The 17,178-nt window shown below is 73.0% G+C and carries 14 protein-coding genes; 7 read left to right on the forward strand and 7 right to left on the reverse strand.

The window, feature by feature from the left end; translation table 11 throughout:
- Window positions 1-165: 165 nt before the first annotated feature.
- Window positions 166-1,140 (forward strand): sigma-70 family RNA polymerase sigma factor, encoded by a 975-nt coding sequence (locus BKA05_RS10180; protein WP_179531328.1) that lies wholly within the window; start codon window positions 166-168, stop codon window positions 1,138-1,140.
- A gap of 34 nt (window positions 1,141-1,174) precedes the next feature.
- Here the strand turns inward: BKA05_RS10180 and BKA05_RS10185 are convergent, their stop codons facing one another.
- Genes BKA05_RS10185 through BKA05_RS10200 form a run of 4 tightly spaced genes read right to left on the reverse strand, consistent with a single transcriptional unit; the run spans window position 1,175 to window position 4,278 of the window.
- Window positions 1,175-2,488 carry a glycoside hydrolase family 3 N-terminal domain-containing protein gene (locus tag BKA05_RS10185; protein ID WP_179531329.1) on the reverse strand — a complete coding sequence of 438 codons (1,314 nt, stop codon included), beginning with the start codon at window positions 2,486-2,488 and terminating at the stop codon, window positions 1,175-1,177.
- Window positions 2,485-3,069: a dephospho-CoA kinase gene (coaE, locus tag BKA05_RS10190; RefSeq protein ID WP_179531330.1), complete on the reverse strand. Its 585-nt coding sequence runs from the start codon at window positions 3,067-3,069 to the stop codon at window positions 2,485-2,487. The genes BKA05_RS10185 and coaE overlap by 4 nt, the downstream gene beginning before the upstream one ends.
- Window positions 3,070-3,092: 23 nt before the next feature.
- Complete coding sequence (locus BKA05_RS10195; protein WP_343045779.1) at window positions 3,093-3,440, reverse strand: hypothetical protein; 348 nt, start codon at window positions 3,438-3,440, stop codon at window positions 3,093-3,095.
- Between the two features lie 58 nt (window positions 3,441-3,498).
- On the reverse strand, window positions 3,499-4,278 hold the full coding sequence (locus BKA05_RS10200) for an isocitrate lyase/phosphoenolpyruvate mutase family protein (protein ID WP_179531331.1): 780 nt from the start codon (window positions 4,276-4,278) through the stop codon (window positions 3,499-3,501).
- Between the two features lie 35 nt (window positions 4,279-4,313).
- Here BKA05_RS10200 and BKA05_RS10205 point away from each other — a divergent pair, with 35 nt between their 5' ends.
- The gene (locus tag BKA05_RS10205; protein ID WP_179531332.1) at window positions 4,314-5,438 is read left to right on the forward strand and encodes a DNA glycosylase AlkZ-like family protein; all 1,125 of its coding nucleotides are present in this window, start codon (window positions 4,314-4,316) and stop codon (window positions 5,436-5,438) included.
- A complete protein-coding gene (locus BKA05_RS10210) occupies window positions 5,435-6,706 on the forward strand; it encodes a class I adenylate-forming enzyme family protein (protein ID WP_179531333.1) in 1,272 nt (423 codons plus the stop codon). Before BKA05_RS10205 ends, BKA05_RS10210 begins: the two co-directional genes overlap by 4 nt.
- Window positions 6,707-6,772: 66 nt before the next feature.
- Here the strand turns inward: BKA05_RS10210 and rpsA are convergent, their stop codons facing one another.
- Complete coding sequence (gene rpsA, locus BKA05_RS10215; RefSeq protein WP_179531334.1) at window positions 6,773-8,239, reverse strand: 30S ribosomal protein S1; 1,467 nt, start codon at window positions 8,237-8,239, stop codon at window positions 6,773-6,775.
- A 446-nt stretch (window positions 8,240-8,685) separates the two neighbouring features.
- Here rpsA and BKA05_RS10220 point away from each other — a divergent pair, with 446 nt between their 5' ends.
- Window positions 8,686-11,559 (forward strand): hypothetical protein, encoded by a 2,874-nt coding sequence (locus BKA05_RS10220; protein ID WP_179531335.1) that lies wholly within the window; start codon window positions 8,686-8,688, stop codon window positions 11,557-11,559.
- A gap of 83 nt (window positions 11,560-11,642) precedes the next feature.
- Here BKA05_RS10220 and BKA05_RS10225 read toward each other — a convergent pair whose 3' ends face one another.
- Window positions 11,643-12,587 (reverse strand): phosphotransferase family protein, encoded by a 945-nt coding sequence (locus BKA05_RS10225; protein WP_179531336.1) that lies wholly within the window; start codon window positions 12,585-12,587, stop codon window positions 11,643-11,645.
- A 47-nt stretch (window positions 12,588-12,634) separates the two neighbouring features.
- On the opposite strand from BKA05_RS10225, the gene BKA05_RS10230 reads away from it, so the two are divergent.
- Together BKA05_RS10230 and BKA05_RS10235 are read left to right on the forward strand one after the other, a co-directional pair.
- A complete protein-coding gene (locus tag BKA05_RS10230; RefSeq protein WP_179531337.1) occupies window positions 12,635-13,423 on the forward strand; it encodes an ABC transporter in 789 nt (262 codons plus the stop codon).
- Window positions 13,420-14,271, forward strand: coding sequence for a class I SAM-dependent methyltransferase (locus BKA05_RS10235; protein WP_343045609.1), 852 nt, complete (start codon window positions 13,420-13,422; stop codon window positions 14,269-14,271). Before BKA05_RS10230 ends, BKA05_RS10235 begins: the two co-directional genes overlap by 4 nt.
- Window positions 14,272-14,308: 37 nt before the next feature.
- On the opposite strand, the gene pgfA is transcribed toward BKA05_RS10235, so the two are convergent.
- On the reverse strand, window positions 14,309-15,226 hold the full coding sequence (pgfA, locus tag BKA05_RS10240; RefSeq protein ID WP_179531338.1) for a cell envelope lipid trafficking protein PgfA: 918 nt from the start codon (window positions 15,224-15,226) through the stop codon (window positions 14,309-14,311).
- 137 nt (window positions 15,227-15,363) lie between these two features.
- On the opposite strand from pgfA, the gene BKA05_RS10245 reads away from it, so the two are divergent.
- Window positions 15,364-17,178, forward strand: a complete 1,815-nt coding sequence (locus tag BKA05_RS10245) for a hypothetical protein (protein WP_179531339.1) — start codon at window positions 15,364-15,366, stop codon at window positions 17,176-17,178.

The following is a 17,178-nucleotide window of genomic DNA, read 5'->3' on the forward strand; positions in this document are numbered from 1 at the left end:
GTGTCTGAGAGTTGGCTGCGGACGCAACTCCCCACGGGCGTCACACGTCGAGGAGTGTGAAGGCTTCACCGGCCGGGTGGGTTTCCCCAGGGGAATCCCGGGCACCGGTGGGGCGTTGGAGATCGTGAGACGTGACCGGCGTCCACGCGCCGAAGGAGGGTTCCCATGGCCACCGCCACCCGCACGAACCGCGCGAGCACCCGTGAGATCGAGGGACGCGACAGCGTCGGCCTCTACCTCGACGAGATCGCCCGCAACGACCTGCTCGACGCCGCGGCGGAGGTGGAGCTCTCCAAGACGATCGAGGCCGGCCTGATGGCCGAGGCCCTGCTCAAGGAGGGCCGCGTCGGCCGTCGCAAGGGCGGCGCCCCGATGTCGGCCTCCCAGGAGGAGCTGGAGTGGCTCGCCGAGGAGGGGCGCAAGGCCGTCGACACCTTCATCACCGCCAACCTGCGCCTCGTGGTCTCGATCGCGCGGAAGTACGGCCGGGCCCAGATGCCGATGCTCGACCTGATCCAGGAGGGCAACACCGGCCTGATCCGCGCGGTCGAGAAGTTCGACTACACCAAGGGCTACAAGTTCTCCACCTACGCCACCTGGTGGGTCCGGCAGGCCATCACCCGCGGCATCGCCCAGCAGGCCCGCGTCGTGCGGCTGCCCGTGCACGTGGTCGAGGAGCTCAACCAGGTCGGCGGCGCGCGACGCACCCTGGAGCGCCAGCTCGGCCGTGAGCCGGAGCCGCAGGAGATCGCCGACGAGCTCGGCATGGACGTCGAGCGGGTGCTCGACCTGCTCTCCTGGGGTCGCGAGCACGTCTCGCTCGACACCCCCGTCGACGAGGACGGCGACACCTCGCTGGGCGACCTGATGGCCCAGGAGACCGCCCCCGGCCCCGACCTGACGGTGCTCGACGTGGAGTCCCGCGAGCGGCTCAACAGCCTGGTCGGCCAGCTCGACGACCGTGCCGCCGACATCATCCGCTCCCGCTACGGCCTGACCGACGGCCGGCAGCACAAGCTCGCCGACATCGGCGCCAAGCACGGCATCTCCGCCGAGCGCGTCCGCCAGCTCGAGCGCGAGGCGCTGCAGAAGCTGCGCCGTTTCGCCGACCCCGACCTGGCGGCGGGCTCCGCCGCCTGACCCCCGGGCCCACCCGGGGGCTCGTCGCAACCGATCAGTAGCCGTAGGCCGCCTCACGCAACGCAGCGGAGGCGGCCTCGGCCTTCTCCACCGCGCTCTCGTCGACCGGGCGGTCCTGGGCGATCCGCGCCTGCCAGCGCTGCAGGGCGACGACGCGGGCGGCGGCCTCCTCCACCCGGGCGCGGTCGAGCGTGCCGTCCTCGAGTGCGGCGGTGATGGTGGCGTGGGCGCGGCGGGTGTCGGCCGGCATCAGCAGCAGGTCGGCCCCCGCCTGCAGCGCCTTGACCGCCAGCGTCGGCGTGCCGGCCACGGCCCCCATCCCGAGGGAGTCGGTGATCGCGACGCCCTCGAAGCCGAGCTCCCCGCGCAGGTAGTCGTAGACCTGCGGGGCCAGCGAGGACGGGACCCCGGGGGCGATCGCCTCCACGTCGAGGTGACCGATCATCACCGAGGGGGCGCCGGCCTGCACCGCGGTCGCGAACGGCGCCAGGTCGCGCGCCTGCAGCGCGGCCAGGGAGTCGGTGAGCACCGGCAGGGTCGTGTGGGAGTCGGCGGTCGCACCGCCGTGCCCCGGGAAGTGCTTCGTGGTCGAGACGATGCCCGCGCGGTTGTAGCCCGCGACGGCCTGCTTGACCGCCGCACCGGCCAGCACGGGGTCGTCGGAGGGGGCGCGCGAGCCGATCGTGACGTCCGCGGCGCCGATCGTCACGTCGGCCACCGGCGCGTAGACCCAGGTGAAGCCCAGCAGCCGCAGCTCCAGACCGGTGGCGTGGGCGGCGTCCTTCACCGCGACCCGGCCACGGCGCCCGGAGTCGGCGATCGCCTCGCCTGCGGCGGCGAAGGCCGGGAAGTCGGTGGCGACCCCCCGCAGGTGGGCGACCGACCCGCCCTCCTCGTCGACACCGATGACCGCCGGGAAGTCGCGCCCGTCCTCGGCGACCGCAGCCTCGACGGCCGCGGTCGTGGCCAGCACCTGCGCCTCGTCGACCACGTTGTCGGCGGTGACGCAGACGCCCGCCAGGTGCAGGTCGCGCACCAGCGCCGCCGGCACCTCGGGGTCGGTGCCGGCGTAGCGGCCGACCAGCACCTGCCCCGCCAGCTGCTCGGAGCCCCAGCCCGCGACCAGGGCCTCGGCATCGGCCAGCTCACCGGCCGTGGGGCCCCACGGGAGCGGGGCGTCCGGGTCGACCTTGGCCTCCTGCGCCTGCCCGGTCGTCGCGGGCACGGTCGGCGAGGTCGTGGACCGGTCGGCGCCGGCGTCGGGCGGTGCGGGATCGGTCGAGACGGTCGAGCAGCCCGCGGCCAGCAGCGGGAGGACGGCCACGGCCGCCAGCGTCGTACGCCTCATGCGGTCAGCTCGGCGTGCACCTCGGCCACACGCGCGCGCAGCTGCTCCAGCGACCCGGTGTTCTCCACGACGTGCGTGGCGAGCGCGAGCCGCTGCTCACGCGTGGCCTGGGCGGCGATGCGCGACTCGGCGTCCTCGAGCGTCCAGCCGCGGTCGCGCAGCATCCGCTCCACCTGCAGCTCGCGGGGCACGTCGACGACCACGACGGCATCGAAGTCCTCCCCGCGCCCGGACTCGGCCAGCAGCGGGATGTCGTGCACGACCAGGGCGTCGGGGGGCGCGGAGGCCTCCAGCTCGGCGTAGCGCTCGAAGACCAGCGGGTGCACGATCCCCTCGAGCCGGCGCCGGGCGTCCTCGTCGCCGAAGACCAGGCGGCCCATGGCGGGTCTGTCCAGCTCGCCCTCCGCGGTCAGCAGCTCGGCACCGAACTCCGCGACGACGGCGTCGAGCCCGGGCGTGCCCCGGGCGACCACCTCCCGCGCGATCGCGTCGGCGTCGATGACCACCGCACCGAGCTCGGCCAGCATGGCGGCGACGGTGCTCTTGCCCGACGCCACTCCCCCCGTGAGTCCGACCCGCATGCCCGCAGGTTAGTCGGCGGGCCTCACACGAAGAGCACGAGGCCCACGACCATGGGCAGCAGCCCCAGCAGCAGCCAGGGCGTGACGAGCGGGCGCTTGTGGATGGCCAGCCCGGCGGCGACCGCGAGCACGCCGAAGGCACCGGCGATCACCGAGAGACCCACGCGTGGCGCGGTCTGGTCGGGCTCGATGAACCAGGCGGCCACGAGCAGGCCTCCCGCCAGGTGCAGGATCGTGGTCACCACGAGGGTGGACATCACCCACTTCTGCACCCGGGTGGTGCCGGCGGAGTTGATGGTGTCGCGCTGGGGAGCGTTCGGGTCCATCAGGTGCCGCGCACGGCGCGGGGCCTGCGGCAGGTCATCGGTCACGTCGTTCAACGCGTGCCCCCTTCTCGGGTGATCGGCACGACCAGCGTAGGACTGCCCCTCAGTTCAGCCGCCGGGTGGTGGCCGGCGCGGTGCCCCCGCGGTGGACCTCCTCGACGAGCTCCTGGAGGGCCGTGAGCGCGACGTTCTGCGAGATCGGGCCGAAGGAGACGCGCGCCACCCCGAGCTCCTCCAGGGTCGCCAGCGACGGGTGCCCCGGCAGGGCGATGAGCGTCAGGCGCTGCGGGCCGGTCGCCTCGACGAGGGTCCGCACCTGCTCCGCGTCGAGGAAGCCGGGCACGAACACGACCGGCGCGCCGGCGTCGAGGAAGGCCCGGCAGCGTCGTACGGCGTCGTCGAGCACCTCCGCGGGGTCGCGGTCCCCGGCCCTGAGGAAGACGTCGGTCCGGGCGTTCAGCACGAAGTCCGGCACCCCCTCGGCCTCCGCGGCCGCGAGCACCGCCTCCACGCGCGACACGGCCTCGTCCAGGGGCCGCAGCTGGTCCTCCAGGTTGCAGCCCACCACGCCCAGGCCGATCGCTCGGCGCACGGTCTCAGCGGGATCGCCGTAGCCACCCTCAAGGTCCGCGGTCACGGGCAGGTCGGTGGCGGCGACGATCCGGCCGACCGCCTCGAGCATCAGGTCGACGGGGATGTGCTCACCGTCCTCGTAGCCGTACATCGAGGCGATCGAGTGGCTGGCGGTCGCAAGCGCGCGCGTGCCCGGCACGTCGGCGACCACCCGGGCGGAGATCGCGTCCCAGACGTTGACGACGGTGAGCAGGGCGGGGTCGCGGTGGAGGTCGAGGAGGGCACTGGCCCTGTCGGGGGTGGTGGTCACCCCGCCAGCCTAGGCATCGCCCTAGGCTCGACCGGGTGAGTGGAACCGTCGAGCTGAGCCGTGAGCAGGCTCGGCGCATCGCCGTGGGAGCCCAGCTGCTGTCGCTCCCCCGCCCCGACGACGTCGTGGAGGTCGTCGCCCACCTCGGCGCCCTCCAGCTGGACCCCACGAAGGCGGTCGCGCCCAGCGCCCACCTCGTGCTGTGGAGCAGGATCGGCGGCGACTACGAGCGCGCCGACCTCGATGACGCGATCACCGACGGGCGGCTGGTCGAGATCGGCGGGATGGCCCGTGCGGTCGAGCAGGTCCCCCTGCACCGTGCGGTGATGGCCGCGTGGCCGGGGCCGGGCCCGCACCGCCCCTGGCACGACGAGGTGCTCGGGTGGCTCCACGACAACGCCGCGTGCCGTCGCGACGTCCTGGAGGCCCTGCGCCAGGAGGGGCCGCTGAGCGCCCCCGACCTTCCGGACTCGATCGTGCGCCCCTGGCGCTCGTCGGGGTGGACCGACGACAAGTCGGTCCTGAAGCTGCTGGACATGCTCGCCGCCCGCGGCGAGGTCGTCGTGGTCGGACGCGAGGGTCCGCACCGGTTGTGGGACCTGGCCGAGAGGGTCTTCCCCGACGAGCCCGTGCCCTCGCTGGAGGAGGCGGTGGCCGAGCTCGGGCGGCGCCGGCTCCGTGCCCTCGGCCTGGCCCGTGCCCGTGCGGCGGTGGCCCCGGGCGAGCCCCACGACGTCGGCGACGTGGGCGTCCCGGCGCGGGTGGAGGGCGTGCGTGGCACCTGGCGGGTCGACCCCGCGCAGGTCGCGGCCCTCGATGCCTGGGCGCCGCGCACGGCGCTGCTCTCGCCGCTGGACCGGCTGGTCTTCGACCGCGCCCGCATGGCCGCGCTGTTCGACTTCGACTGCCAGCTGGAGATGTACAAGCCCGCCGCCACGCGCCGCTTCGGCTACTGGGCGCTCCCCGTGCTGCACGGGGACCGACTGGTGGGCAAGGTCGACTGCACCACGGAGCCGACCGAGGGTGTGCTGCGGGTGGACGCGATCCACGAGGACGACCCCTGGACCCGGGAGGTCCGCGACGCCGTGCACGCCGAGGTCGACGCGTTGGCGCAGTGGCTGGGCGTCGAGACCCTGCTCATGCCCGGGGTACGCCGATGACCCCGCTGCACCGCGGCGACCGGGTCGCCCTGCTCGTCCCGGCCACCGCGGCGTACGTCGAGACCGTGCTCGCGCTCCTGGCCCGCGGCATCGTCCCGATCCCCCTCGACCCCCGGCTCACCGACCACGAGCGCCGACGCATCCTCGGGGGCCTGGATCCCACCCTGGTGGTCACCGACGAGGTCGTCCTCGCCGACCTGCTGGCCACCCACCGACCGGACGAACCGGCCACCGCGTGGCTCCCGCTGGCTCGCCCCATGCACTGCACCAGCGGCACGACCGGCACCCCCAAGGGCGTGTGGAGCGGCCTGCTGGACGAGCGTGACGCCCGGGCGCTGGTGGTGGAGGAGCGAGAGCTGTGGGGCTTCCGTGCCGACGACGTGAACCTCGTCCTCAGCCCGCTGTACCACTCCGCCCCGCTCCGCTTCGCCATGGGGACGTTGCTCGCCGGCGGCCGCCTGGTCGTCCCCGGCCCCTTCGAGGTGGAGGCGGTCACCGCGGCGATCGAGCAGGAGCGACCGACGACCGCGTTCTGCGTGCCGACGCACCTGGAGCGGCTGTTCCGGCACTGGGACACCGTGGGAACACCGGATCTGTCGTGCTTCCGGCTGCTGGCCCACGCGGGGGCGCCGTGCCCCGACGACGTCAAGCGCCGCCTGCTCGGGACCTTCCCGCCGGGCAGCACCTGGGAGTTCTACGGCTCCACCGAGGGACAGTTCACCGCCTGCCGCTCCGAGGAGTGGCTGGCGAGGCCGGGCACGGTGGGGCGGGCCAGGCCAGGACGCCGGCTCAGCACCGACCCCGACGGCACCATCTGGTGCGTCGTGCCCCGGCACGCCCGGTTCGGCTACTACGCGGCGCCGGAGAAGACCGCCGCCGCCTGGCGGGACACCCCGGACGGGCCGGCCTTCACCGTCGGGGACCTCGGACGCCTCGACGACGAGGGCTACCTCTTCCTCGACGGCCGCCGTGAGGACCTGATCATCACCGGCGGCGTCAACGTCTACCCGCTGGAGGTCGAGCAGGTGCTGCGCGAGCACCCCGACGTCGTCGACGTCGCGGTGTACGGCGTGGACGACCCCACGTGGGGGCGCCGCGTGTGCGCGGCCGTGGTCGGGGCCGCCGACGAGCAGGAGCTGGCGGCCTGGTGCCGCGACCGGCTCGCACCGCCCAAGCGCCCGAAGACCTGGCTGGTGACCGACGACCTGCCGCGCACGCTGACCGGCAAGGTGCGCCGCGACCTGCTGGCCGAGCGCACGCCGACCTGACCCCGAGACGGCAGAAGGCCCGCCAGGTCGAGCCTGGCGGGCCTTCTGCGTGGAACGGCTAGCGGGTCACTGACCGCCGGTCAGCTTCTCGCGGAGCGCCTGCAGCGCCTCGTCGGAGGCCAGCGAGCCGCTGGTGTCGCTGCTCTCGACCTCGTTGGAGGAGGAGTACGAGGTGGCCTCGCCGGCCTCGACCTCGGCCTGCGCGGCCTCCTGCTTCTGCTTGACGTGGGCCTCCCAGCGGGCGTGGGCCTTGGCGTAGTCCGCCTCCCACTTCGCACGCTGCTCGTCGAAGCCCTCGAGCCACTCGCCGGTCTCGGGGTCGAAGCCCTCGGGGTAGACGTAGTTGCCCTGCTCGTCGTAGGTGGCGGTCATGCCGTAGAGGGTCGGGTCGAACTCCTCCACGTCAGCGGCCGCCGCCGTGTCGTTGGCCTGCTTCAGCGACAGCGAGATCCGGCGACGCTCGAGGTCGATGTCGATGATCTTGACCATGACGTCGTCGTTGACCTGGACGACCTGCTCGGGGATCTCCACGTGGCGCTCGGCCAGCTCGGAGATGTGCACCAGGCCCTCGATGCCCTCCTCGACGCGGACGAACGAACCGAAGGGCACCAGCTTGGTGACCTTGCCCGGGACGATCTGACCGATCTGGTGGGTGCGGGCGAAGTGCTGCCAGGGGTCCTCCTGCGTCGCCTTGAGCGACAGCGACACGCGCTCGCGCTCCATGTCGACGTCGAGCACCTCGACGGTGACCTCGTCGCCCACGGCGACGACCTCGGAGGGGTGGTCGATGTGCTTCCAGGACAGCTCCGAGACGTGCACGAGGCCGTCGACGCCACCGAGGTCCACGAAGGCACCGAAGTTGACGATCGAGGACACGACGCCCTTGCGGATCTGGCCCTTCTGCAGCTGGGTGAGGAAGCCGTGGCGGACCTCGGACTGGGTCTGCTCGAGCCAGGCACGGCGCGACAGGACCACGTTGTTGCGGTTCTTGTCGAGCTCGATGATCTTCGCCTCGAGGGTCTGGCCGACGTAGGGCTGCAGGTCGCGGACGCGACGCATCTCCACCAGCGAGGCCGGCAGGAAGCCGCGCAGACCGATGTCGAGGATCAGGCCGCCCTTGACGACCTCGATGACGGTGCCCTCGACGACGCCGTCCTCCTCCTTGACCTGCTCGATCGTGCCCCAGGCGCGCTCGTACTGGGCGCGCTTCTTGGACAGGATCAGGCGACCCTCCTTGTCCTCCTTCTGGAGGACCAGGGCCTCGACCTTGTCACCGACCTCGACGACCTCGTGGGGGTCGACGTCGTGCTTGATCGACAGCTCGCGCGAGGGGATGACGCCCTCGGTCTTGTAGCCGATGTCGAGCAGGACCTCGTCGCGGTCCACCTTGACGATGGTGCCGTCGACGATGTCGCCGTCGTTGAAGTACTTGATGGTCTCGTCGATCGCGGCGAGGAAGTCCGCCTCCGACCCGATGTCGTTGACCGCAACCTGCGGCGCGTCGTAGTCGGGGAGAGCAGAGAGGGTCGTCATAAGGGAAGTGGTTCCTTGGATGGGCAGAAGTCGTTCGGACACGCGTCAGGGTCCGGTTCAGACGTGACGGCGGTGGAGGCACTGCCCGTGAGGGCGACGCCGACCGTCGAGGCCGAGCCAGGTCCACTCCGTTCGGGACGCAGGCAGACCACAGGCGCGTCTGTCAGGGTACGCCGCCGCGGAGCGGGGAGTCCAACCGGCGCGAGAGGCCGCGGACGAGACCGTCGGCGGCCGCCGGTCTGGACCGGTGGGCGCCCAGCGCATCGGACCGCGGCGGTCGGGTACGGCCATCCTACGGCGACGTCGGTCCGTGCCCTCCCCCCAGGACGGCCGGGCCGCCTCTCGCCCCTCCGCAGCCGCCCGGGTGGTCCAGCTCCCTCCACCTCCGGGTCTGTCTCCTCCGGCGCGCCGCGGTGCCTCCCCGCCATGAAACACAGGAGACATCCATGTCCGCACCCCCGTCCTCATCTCCCCCCACCCCCCGGCGTCGCCGCGCTCTCGCTGCGGGACTCGGCCTCACGACGGCCGCGTTCTACACGGTGATGACCGTCCCGTTCGCTCCCGCAGCGAGCGCGGCGCCGCTGCAGCTGCCCCCGACCGCGACCGCCGCGGCGAGTGCCGAGCTGGCCCACGTCCGCGCCCTGTCCCTGCCCGGCGTCGGCGGCGTGGCGGACCTGTCGGTCGCCCAGGCCAGCGGGAGCCTCAACGGGGCCAACCCCCGCGCCGTGGCCGACGCCAAGAACATTGCCGACGTGGCCGGGCTCGCGCCGCTGACCTCGGCGCTCAACGAGTTCCTGCTCGGCGACGTCCACCAGGAGGCACCGCCCAACAACGTCAAGCCCGTCGTCGACGGACTGGTGCTGAACCCGGGTGGACCCGCCGACGCCCTGGACCCGATCCTGGACCTGGGCGTCTCGAACGCGTCGGCGCAGGCCCGGTTCCTGGCCAACGGCAATTGCGTCCCTGCGAACGTGCCGTTCACCGACTCGATGGTCTCGACGGCGGATGTCGCCCTCCTCGGCGCAGCGGTCGACGGTGGTCTGGTCGGGCTCCCCGGAACGGCCTCGGTCTCCCAGCGAGCCACGCTGGTCGACAACGGTCGCGCCAATGGCGGCCGCACCCTGGTCTCCGAGGCCCGGGGCAGCACCGCCGACCTGCAGATCGCCGGTCTCGGCCTCCTGCAGGTCGTGAGCGCCCCCAGCCTCAAGGTCGAGACCGACGGAACGGCGGCAGGCACGAAGGCCACCTACACGGCCCCCGTCATCTCCATCGACGGCGGCCCCCTCATCGACCTCGCCCAGGACGCCGACTTCGTCCTCGACGAGAGCATCCCGGGCAGCGCCATGCTGCTGGAGCTGTCCGCCGGTCGGCTGGTCACGACGACGAAGACCCCGACCGCGATCTCCGCCGAGGCAACGGCCCTCCACGTGAAGCTGACGCTGGGTGGGATCATCGACGTCGCCGAGGTCGACCTCTTCCCCCTCGCAGCGTCGGCCACCGCACCGGCCGGCGGCATCACCTGCGGCACGGCCGGCGACTCCGACGGCGACGGCCTCGACGACGACGTCGAGCCGATCATCGGTACCGACCCGAACAACCCCGACACCGACGGCGACGGCACCGGGGACGGGCAGGAGGACGCCGACGGCGACGGGATCACGAACCTGGAGGAGGTCACCGGTTCGGAGAACGACGGCTACGGCAACGAGCCGACGAACCCCAACGACGCGGACTCCGACGACGACGGGCTCACCGACGGCCAGGAGATCGACCTCACCGGCACCGACCCGAACAACCCCGACACCGACGGCGACGGCACCTCCGACGCCGACGAGGACCCCGACGGCGACGGCCTGACCAACCTCGAGGAGGTCACCGGCTCGGAGAACGACACCTTCGGCAACGAGCCCACCGACCCGCTGGTGGCGGACTCCGACGGCGACGGCCTCACCGACGGCGAGGAGACCTCCGGCTCGGAGAACACCTCCTTCGGCAACGAGCCCACCGACCCGAACGAGGCCGACACCGATGGTGGCGGCGTCCCCGACGGTGACGAGGTCGCCGCGACCCCGGCGACCGACCCCAACGACGCCGCGGACGACGTGCTCGACCCGGCCGGTGACGCCGACAACGACGGCGTGACCAACGGCGACGAGGTCTCCGGTGACGAGAACGACGCCTTCGGCAACGAGCCGACCGACCCGCGGGACCCCGACTCCGACGGCGACGGGCTCACCGACGGCCAGGAGATCTACGAGACCGGCACCGACCCGAACGAGGCCGACACCGACGGCGACGGCACCTCCGACGCCGACGAGGACCCCGACGGCGACGGCCTGACCAACCTCGAGGAGGTCACCGGCTCGGAGAACGACACCTTCGGCAACGAGCCCACCGACCCGCTCGACGCGGACTCCGACGGCGACGGCCTCACCGACGGCGAGGAGACCTCCGGCTCGGAGAACGACGGCTACGGCAACGAGCCGACGAACCCCAACGCAGCCGACACCGACGGTGACCAGCTCACCGACTCCCAGGAGATCGACCTCACCGGCACCGACCCGAACGAGGCCGACACCGACGGCGACGGCACCTCCGACGCCGACGAGGACCCCGATGGCGACGAGCTGACCAACCTCGAGGAGGTCACCGGCTCGGAGAACGACACCTTCGGCAACGAGCCCACCGACCCGCTCGACGCGGACTCCGACGACGACGACCTCACCGACGGCGAGGAGACCTCCTCCACGCCGGCGACCGACCCGAACACCCCCAACGACGAGCAGAACGTCGTCGACTCCGACGACGACGGGCTGACCGACACCGAGGAGGGCGTGCTCGGCACCGACCCGAACGACCCCGACACCGACGGTGACGGCCTGCTCGACGGCGAGGAGGTCAACACCTACAAGACCGACCCGCTGGACGCCGACACCGACGGCGACACCCTCAGCGACGGCCGCGAGGTCCTCAAGATCGGGTCGAACCCGAAGCAGAAGGACACCGACAAGGACGGCCTCAAGGACGGCCAGGAGGTCAAGCGCTACAAGACCAACCCCCTGAAGAAGGACACCGACGGGGACGGCCTCAAGGACAAGGTCGAGATCAAGGGGACGGCCAACAAGGACTGGGGCAAGTGCCCGACGAACCCCAAGAGGAAGGACTCCGACCGGGACGGCCTGACCGACCGGGAGGAGATCAAGCGCTACGGCACCGACCCGTGCACCAAGGACACGGACCGCGGCGGTGCCAGCGACGGCAAGGAGGTCCGGGCGGGCAGCGACCCGCTCGACCCCCGCAGCACCCCGGGGCACCCCTGAGGTAGCCCCTTCCGGGGAGGGAACCTGGACCGCACCATGGCGGGGCGGGGCTCCCCTCGGGTCACCTGTGGCCCGAGGGGAGTCTAGGGAGCATCCGCCGTGGCGTGGAGGTCGCCGGCTCGTACCATCGCCACCAGCTGGCGGTGGGCCCGCTCGGCGACCGGGTTCGTCCCCCTCCTGGTGGCCAGCTCCATCACCGCCACCAGGTCCACCGCGCGGGCGCGCTCCAGCAGGGTCGGCTCGTCGACACCTCGTCGCTGCGCCACCGTGCCCAGCACGGCGTCGACGTACGCCGGTGACCGGTCGAAACGCACCAGGTTGCCCAGGTCTGCGCCGACCGTCCCGGCGTGGGCGAACTCCCAGTCCAGCACCCCGCTGACCCGCACGGCCCCGCCCGGGTCCTGCTCGAGCAGGACGTTCTTGGGGTTGAGGTCCCCGTGCACCAGGACGGCTCCCGAGGAGTCCCCGAGCACGTCGTCGGCGTGCCGGCACAGGGCGGCCAGCTCACGGGCCTGGGCCTCGTCGAGCCCCAGTCGCGGCGCCAGTGCCGCCCCCAGCTCCACCACCAGCTCCGTGTCCCACGGTGGCTCCCACTCCTCGATCTCGAGGGTGGCCCCGGCGAACCGGCCCGGTCGTGGCTGGACGGTGCCGGCCAGCCGCGCCACGACCTCGCCGAGCGCGGCGCCCGCGGAGGCCAGTCCCTGGTCGTCCAGCCGCGGCAGCAACAGGTCGCCCCGCTCCCCCGGCAGGTGCTCGGTCAGGAGCAGGCCAGGCGCGCCGCTCGCCGGATCCCCCTCCCGGACCTCGACGACGCCCGGGACGGGCGCGCACCCCTCCAGCGCAGCGGCGGCCAGGGCCAGCACGGCCGCATCCCGCGTCGGACCGTCACGGTCCTCGGGCTCGTGGACCCGCACCACCGTGCGCTCGCCACCGGCCTCGGCGAGGAAGGTGCGTCCCGACCACCCACCGGGCAGCGGCCGCATGTCCGCGAACCCGGTGGGCGAGTGGGCATCATGGGCGTCCGACATGGGGCGGATCCTCCCACCGCCGGGCGGTGCCCACGTAGCGTGCTCCCATGGCCCGTCCCCCTGCCACGTTCGCGCTCGACGCTGCACTGCTCCCCTGGCGACTCGCGGTGGCCGCCACCCAGACGACCCTCCAGCTCGACACCCTGGTCTCCCCCGACGGCCCGATCCGTCGCCCGGGTGGGTACGCCGACCTGGTGCTGCGCGTCATCGGCGAGCACGGGTACGCCGAGCAGCTGGTCGACCTGCTGACCGACGAGGACGGCCCGATGCGCCTGGCGTCGGTCGTCAACGAGCTGACGGCCCCCGACCGCCCGCTGGGCAGGATGCTGGCCCGCGACGGGGTGCTGGACCGGCTGCTCGCCGACGAGGGACCCCTGACCCGCCTGGTCGCCCGCGACGGGGTGCTGGACCGCCTGCTGGCGGCCGACGGGCCGCTCGACCGGCTGCTCGGAGAGGGTGGGGCGCTGGACCGCGTGGTCGCCGAGGAGGGTGTGCTCGAGCGGCTGCTGGAGCCGGGCGGTCCCGTCGACCGGTTGACCCAGCCCGGCGGGCTGCTGGAGCTGGTCCTGCGACCCGGCGGGCTCGCCGACCGGATGCTCACCGACGACGGGTTCGTCGAGCGTCTGCTCGCCGACGGTGGCACCCTCGACCAGCTGGTCGCGCTCGGCGACACGCTGGAGTCCATCCAGCCGCGCCTGGCCGAGCTGGCGGAGGTCGTGCCCACCCTGTCGACCTCCGCGGACGCGCTGCACCGCGCGGTGGGCCCCCTCGGCGACCTGGCGGGGAGGCTGCCGCTCAACCGCCGCCGGCCGCTGCCGGCCGGGTCCCAGGCGTGAGCGACCAGCTCCCCCCGGTCACCCCCGACTCGCGCGACCACCCTCCGCTGCCCCCGGTGCGGGTCGAGCGCCGCGCGGTGGACGAGGCCGAGTCACGGGCCGCCAACGGACCCGACTGGGACCGCTACGCCGATGACTACCAGGCCACGCACGGGGAGTTCCTGGGCGACGCCGGCTTCGTCTGGGGTCCCGAGGGCCTCACCGAGGCCGAGGCCGGGGTCCTCGGCGACGTACGGGACAAGGACGTGCTGGAGGTCGGCTCCGGGGCAGGGCAGTGCTCGCGCTGGGTCCGCTCCCGCGGTGGTCGCGGCGTCGGTCTGGACCTCTCGTACCGCCAGCTGCAGCACTCGCGTCGGCTCGACGAGTCGACGGGGCTGTGGGTGCCCTCGGTCCTCGGCACCGCGACCGCCCTGCCCTTCCGGGCGGCCAGCTTCGACGCGGTGTTCTCGTCCTTCGGCGCGCTGCAGTTCGTCGCCGACCTCGGCGAGGCGGTGGGCGAGGTGGCGCGGGTCCTGCGCCCCGGGGGCAGGTTCGCCTTCTCGATCACCCACCCGACCCGGTGGATGTTCCCCGACGACCCGGGCACCGACGGGCTGGTCGCCTCGCAGTCCTACTGGGACCGCACGCCCTACGTCGAGGTGGACGAGTCGACCGGTGCGGTGTCCTACGTGGAGCACCACCGCACCCTGGGCGACTGGGTGGGCATCCTCGCCGGTCACGGCTTCCGGATCACCGACCTCCTCGAGCCCGAGTGGCCCGAGGGGCACGAGCGTGTGTGGGGCGGCTGGTCGGGCGTCCGCGGCCGGATCGGGCCCGGAACAGCAGTGATCGGGTGCGACCTCGGCTGAGGTCGCACCCGATCAGGTGCCGGGGGGAGATCGAGGGTCAGCGACCGGCGCCGACGACCTCGCGCTCACGGTGCGCCACCGGGCGGGCGGCGGGGCGGCGCATCATCAGGAAGCCGACCACCAGGAGCAGGCCACCGCCGACGAAGCCGACGATCGGCAGCACGACCTCGATGAGGGTGAGCAGCGAGAGGCTGTCCTTGGTGTCGGCCACGGAGGTCTCGACCTGCTCGTCGGTGAAGGCGAGCTGCAGGTCCAGGGCGGGGGTGCCGTCGGCGAGCCAGCGCTGCTGGTCCTCGGTCTGGTTGACGATCGAGCCCGTCTTGGGCTCGACGAAGATCTCCTTGGCGGTCGAGTAGGTGCCCTGGGTGCCGGCGGCGATCTCGGCGGGCGCCTCCACGACGGAGACCTGGTAGACGTAGGTCTCGAGGCCGTCGATGTCCTCGGTACGGTCGAACACGGCGTCGACGGTGCGGCCCAGCGTGCCGTCCCAGTACGGGTAGGTGGTCTGCTCGGCGTTGAACGGCCACTTGTTGACCAGGCCCTCGTGCGGAGTGGCGTCGGCCGGCAGGTCCACGCCCTCGTTGACGGCCTCCGCGGTGACCCGGTCGCTGGCGAACACGTCGACCGAGGCGGTGATCATGTCCGGCGACCCGTCGACGCACTCGCGCTCGCCGCCGCGGTCGATCATCACGCAGGAGAAGGAGACCCACGCGACGGTGTCGTCGGTGGAGACCTCGCTGTCGGTCCTGGTGTCGCTGATCGCGTAGATCGGGTTGCGCACCAGCTCACCCGTCGCGGCATCCAGCTTGCCCGCCTCGCCGTCGAGGTAGGTGATGGTGCTGACGTCCACCGGCGTCTTCTCCACCACGCCCGGGGCCCACACGAGACCCAACAGGCCGGCGACGACCAGGAACCCTCCAAGGCCGAAGACGACACGGCCGATCCAACTACGCACAATTCCCTCCCCAGGAAAAAGTCCCGTCCCCTCCCAGGCGACGGTCATGCAACGAATCCACGCTACTGCACCGCAGACGTTTTCGTGGCATTCGCCACAATCCCTTCCCCCGCCGCACGCTGTGCCACACTCGCGCGGTGCGTGGGGAGGAGCCGCAGCCGACGGGCCGGACGGACACTGTGTCGGCGGTCTGGGTGGCCGGACTGCTGATGGTGGCGCTGGCCACGGCGGGACGGGCGTGGGCCCTGTACGGCTCGTGGTTCTACACCGACGACCACCGTCTCGCCGGTGACGCACTCACCGGCCGCTCCCCCGCCGACCTGCTGGAGCCCTTCGACTCCCAGCTGATGCCGCTCGGTCGCGCCCTGGCGTGGCTGGTGACGGCCTCGGGCCACGAGAGCTGGGCGGTCGCCGCCACCACCGCGCTCGTCGCCTCGGCGTTGGCCGGCCTGGTCTGCCTGGTCGCACTGGTCGTCCTGTTCGGGGCCCGCCCGGCGGTGCTGGCCCTGCTGGCGGTCTACCTGACCTCGGCACTGACCCTGCCGGCGACGATGTGGTGGGCGGCCTCCCTGAACCAGCTGCCGCTGCAGGTGGCCCTGTGGGGAAGCCTCGCCACGTGGGTCACCTACCTACGCACCGGGCGGCTGCGCTGGCTCGCGGCCACCGCCGGGCTCCTGCTGCTCGGCCTCACGGCGTACGTCAAGACCGCGCTGGTGCTGCTCGTGCTGGCCGCGCTCCTGCTGGGCTGGTTCGTCGAGGGCGGGCCGGTGCAGCGAGTGCGCGCGGCGTTCGTCCGGGCGTGGCCGGCCGCCGTGGCACTCGGGGTCCTGGCGGCGACGTACGCCGGCTACTACGCCACGCAGGTCCCGCAGGTGGTCGAGGAGGACGTCGACTCCGGCGTGGCCGGTGACCTCGTGTGGCAGATGCTCGGTCGCGCCCTGCCCACCGCGCTGCTCGGCGGACCGTGGCGCTGGGCCGTCGACAACCCGCCGGTGAGCCGCGCGGACCCACCCGCCGTCGCCGTCGCGCTGTCGTGGCTGGTGCTGCTGGTGCTGGCCGGGTGGCTGTGGCGCCGCCGCAGCCGGACGCTGCGCTGCTGGCTGCTGGTCGGCGGCTACGCCGCGCTGGCCTATGCGTTGGTGGCCACCAGCCGGGCGCAGGTGATCGGGTCGGTCATCGGCACCGAGCTGCGCTACCTCACCGACGTCCTCCCGGTCGCACTGCTGGCCGTGGGTCTGGCCGTCCTCGGGCTGCCCGGGGCCGTGGGCTCCTCCGCGCCCCGTGAGCGGGCCGGGGCCCCGCACCGCGCCACCTCGGTGACGGGTGCCGTGCTGCTGGTCGCCGTGGTGCTGGGTGGAGCGGCGTCCTCGTGGCGCTACGTCCACGAGTGGCACACCGACAACCCGGGTCGGGCCTACCTCACGGCCGCGACCGACTCCCTCGCCGGCGCCGGCCCGGTCGACGTCGCCGACCAGGTCGTGCCCGAGGACGTGGTGCCGGGCTACCACTTCCCCCGCAACACCACGGCGTACCTGCTGCCCCTGCTGGTGGACAACGCGCGGTTCCCCGACGCCAGCGAGGACCTGCACGTGCTCGACGAGCGCGGGTCGCTGGTCGAGGCGAGCGTCGACGGCGAGATCCGTTCCGGCACCGGCCCCGAGGAGGGCTGCGGTTGGCGGGTGCGGTCGGGCTGGACGACGGTGCCGCTGTCCGGTCCGACGATCGACCTGGTCTGGTGGCTGCGCATCGGCTACCTCGCCTCGGCCGGCACCGACGTGCTGGTCGAGGTCGACGGGGACGAGCCGGTGCGGGCGCCGGTGGTGCAGGGGCTGGGCGAGGTGCTCGTGCGCGTCGAGGGCGACTTCGACACCGTGCGCTTGGGCGGGTTGCCGGAGGGCGAGACACTGTGCGTCGACGAGGTGGTCGTCGGGGAGCTGGAGGTGGCGCGGTGA

The sequence above is a fragment of the Nocardioides marinus genome (assembly GCF_013408145.1).
Lineage (GTDB): Bacteria > Actinomycetota > Actinomycetes > Propionibacteriales > Nocardioidaceae > Nocardioides > Nocardioides marinus.

Coding starts and splice junctions, on each gene's coding strand:
- BKA05_RS10230 (WP_179531337.1), top strand. CDS start 12,635: ATGGCCCGTCCCCCTGCCACGTTCGCGCTCGACGCTGCACTGCTCCCC.
- BKA05_RS10185 (WP_179531329.1), bottom strand. CDS start 2,488: ATGAGGCGTACGACGCTGGCGGCCGTGGCCGTCCTCCCGCTGCTGGCC.
- rpsA (WP_179531334.1), bottom strand. CDS start 8,239: ATGACGACCCTCTCTGCTCTCCCCGACTACGACGCGCCGCAGGTTGCG.
- BKA05_RS10220 (WP_179531335.1), top strand. CDS start 8,686: ATGTCCGCACCCCCGTCCTCATCTCCCCCCACCCCCCGGCGTCGCCGC.
- BKA05_RS10225 (WP_179531336.1), bottom strand. CDS start 12,587: ATGTCGGACGCCCATGATGCCCACTCGCCCACCGGGTTCGCGGACATG.
- BKA05_RS10180 (WP_179531328.1), top strand. CDS start 166: ATGGCCACCGCCACCCGCACGAACCGCGCGAGCACCCGTGAGATCGAG.
- coaE (WP_179531330.1), bottom strand. CDS start 3,069: ATGCGGGTCGGACTCACGGGGGGAGTGGCGTCGGGCAAGAGCACCGTC.
- BKA05_RS10210 (WP_179531333.1), top strand. CDS start 5,435: ATGACCCCGCTGCACCGCGGCGACCGGGTCGCCCTGCTCGTCCCGGCC.